General features: G+C 49.6%; 3 protein-coding genes. All 3 read left to right on the top strand.

The features are described from left to right. Positions 1-603 (top strand): polyprenyl diphosphate synthase (uppS, locus tag ABYW01_RS18625; RefSeq protein ID WP_372835767.1); only part of this gene is annotated, 603 nt, incomplete at its 5' end. Continuing rightward, on the top strand, positions 596-1,408 hold the full coding sequence (locus tag ABYW01_RS18620; RefSeq protein ID WP_372835765.1) for a phosphatidate cytidylyltransferase: 813 nt from the start codon (positions 596-598) through the stop codon (positions 1,406-1,408). The genes uppS and ABYW01_RS18620, both read left to right, overlap by 8 nt. A 13-nt stretch (positions 1,409-1,421) precedes the next feature. Next, complete coding sequence (gene rseP, locus ABYW01_RS18615) at positions 1,422-2,777, top strand: RIP metalloprotease RseP (RefSeq protein ID WP_372835763.1); 1,356 nt, start codon at positions 1,422-1,424, stop codon at positions 2,775-2,777. Positions 2,778-2,788: the final 11 nt, after the last annotated feature.

Here is a 2,788-nt window from a genome sequence, read left to right as displayed (position 1 = left end):
TGTGTGGAGCAGGGGGTTGAGGCTCTGACGTTGTTCGCGTTCAGCTCTGAAAACTGGAAGCGTCCACCTTTAGAGGTGAAGGGGTTGATGGAGTTATTTAAATTTGCGCTGGATCGCGAAGTTAAAAAGCTTCATAAGAATAATATTCGCTTGCGTGTAATTGGCGACAAGACACGTTTTAGTGAGTCTTTGCAGAAACGTATTGCAGAGGCGGAGTCATTAACTGAATCCTGTACAGGATTGCAGTTGAATATCGCTGCGAATTACGGCGGGCGTTGGGATATTGCCACGGCTGCAAAACAGGTCGCTCAGCGCTGCTTAGAAGGTGAGTTAACGCCAGATCAGATTGATGAAGCTGTGTTGGGGCGTTACGTAACTTTGTCTGACCTGCCTGATCCTGATCTGTGTATTCGTACTGCGGGGGAACAGCGAATCAGTAATTTTCTGATTTGGCAGTTCGCATATACCGAGTTTTATTACGCTGACTGTTACTGGCCCGATTTTGGTAAGGAGCGTCTGGAACAGGCGATCAATGATTTCACCGGGCGTGAGCGTCGATTTGGGCGAACCAGTGAGCAGTTAGAGGCGGATAAAGGTGCTTAAAGCTCGTTTTTTGACCGCAATTGTTTTGGCGCCTTTGGCGCTGGTTGTTCTGTTTCTATTTCCCAAAGATTGGTTCCTGCTGGCGATCGATGGCGTGTTGCTGTTGGGGGCATGGGAATGGTCGCGTCTGGCGGGCTTGTCAGGAGCTAAAGATAAAGCTTTTTTTATTGCAACCGTTGGTGTGGCATTAGCACTATTGCATCAATTCGAAGCCGTATTGCCTGTGACCGCTATATTAGGGGTGGCCCTGGTTTTTTGGGTTATGGCCGCTTTTTGGGTTGTTCGTTATCCGCGAGCATCCGGCTGGTCATCCGTGGGTGTGCGGGTGTTGATGGGATATGTGGTTCTGCTTCCCGTTTGGGTTGCTCTGGGGGAGCTTAAGTCACAGTCGCTCAGCACTGAGCTGATTTTGATGCTGCTGCTGTTGGTATGGGCGGCAGATATTGGTGCTTACTTTGCAGGTAAGTCTCTGGGTAAGAATAAGCTGGCGCCTTCCGTCAGCCCAGGGAAAACACGCGAAGGACTTTATGGCGGTCTTTTGTCTTGTCTGGTCGTTGGCGGTGGTTTTGCGCTCTGGTTTGAACTTGATTCGCAATCACTTGTCTACCTTGTGCTGTTGAGTATCATCACTGGTATCATTTCCGTGCTGGGAGATCTGTTTGAAAGCATGCTGAAGCGTCACCAGGGCATAAAAGACAGCAGTCATTTGCTGCCGGGGCATGGCGGTATTCTTGATCGAATGGATAGTCTCACGGCTGCTGCACCGTTATTTGTATTAGGTGTCCAGTTTCTCACTCTGAGCTGAGTAAAAACCGCATATGGATCTTCTTCAAACCTTGCTTGCGACATTGGTAACACTGGGTATTCTGGTGACCATACATGAGTGGGGGCATTTCTTCGTCGCCCGTCGTTGCGGCGTCAAAGTTCTAACCTTTTCAGTCGGTTTTGGTAAGGCGCTGTTTCGTTGGCGAAGTGAACGCTCGGGAACAGAGTATGTGTTGGCTGCCATCCCTCTGGGTGGTTACGTACGTATGCTGGATGAACGTGAAGGTGAGGTGCCTGATGAGCTTAAGTCTCAGGCATTTAATCGTAAGCCGGTACTGCAGCGTATTGCAGTTGTTGCGGCGGGCCCCCTGGTTAATCTGATCTTTGCCTTTCTTGCTTACTGGGTGATGTTTGTATCCGGTGTCAGTGCCATCAAGCCAGCGGTTGTTGATGTGGTGCCAGGAACGCCTGCCGCAATAGCAGAGTTTAGACCGGGTGGTGAAATCATCCGTGTGGATGGCAAGGAAACCCTATCATGGGATGCTGTTAATCTGAGCTTGGCGTCTCGTATAGGAGAAAGTGGTCCTTTGGTGATTCGGATGCAGTATCCCGATAGCACCCTGCCACAAGAATTTGTTATTCATCTGAATGACTGGAACTTTGATATTGAAAGGCAGTCTCCGGTCAATGCTTTGGGGTTGGTTGCCTGGAGTCCTGATGTTCCTGCAGTAATTGGGCGGCTCTTGGATGATGGAGTCGCTGCTGGTGCAGGCTTACAGGTTGGCGATAAAGTTTTGAAAATCAACGACGATATCGTCGTGGATTGGTTTGCATTGGTTCAGATGGTTCAGGCTTCCCCTGAGCAGAAGTTGGTCGTTCAGCTTGAGCGTGCTGGCGAGCGTTTGCAGTTGGATATCAAGCCGGCCGGCAGAGAGGTCGAAGGGCGTAAAATTGGATATATCGGTGCCGGCCCAGCTGCGGTTGGTTGGCCTCCAGAGCAAAAGCGGGATATCAGTTTCGGGTTTCTTGAGTCTTCTTTTAAGGCATTAGACAAAACCTGGCAGATGATTTCACTGATTCTGGAGTCTATCTGGAAAATGCTGGAAGGTGTGATTTCAGTAAAAAACTTGAGTGGTCCGATTACCATTGCTAAAGTGGCCGGTGCTTCCGCAGAGTCAGGTATGGAAGCATTTGTTGGTTTTCTTGCATATCTGAGTATCAGTCTTGGGGTGTTGAACCTGTTGCCGATACCGATGCTTGATGGCGGACATTTGTTGTATTACACGATTGAACTGTTGCGAGGAAAGCCGGTTAGTGAGCGTGTTCAGATGGTTGGGCTTCGCTTAGGCATGGCTGTTCTCTTTACACTGATGACTGTGGCGATCGTAAACGACGTAATGCGACTTTAACTGGGCCGGGA

It is taken from the genome of Pontibacterium sp. (assembly GCF_041587635.1).
Lineage (GTDB): Bacteria > Pseudomonadota > Gammaproteobacteria > Pseudomonadales > Balneatricaceae > Pontibacterium.
This window is presented reverse-complemented; position numbering and strand designations above follow the sequence as displayed.

Bases quoted from the DNA above. Each gene is read 5' to 3' on its own strand.
- rseP (WP_372835763.1), top strand. From the start codon at position 1,422: ATGGATCTTCTTCAAACCTTGCTTGCGACATTGGTAACACTGGGTATT.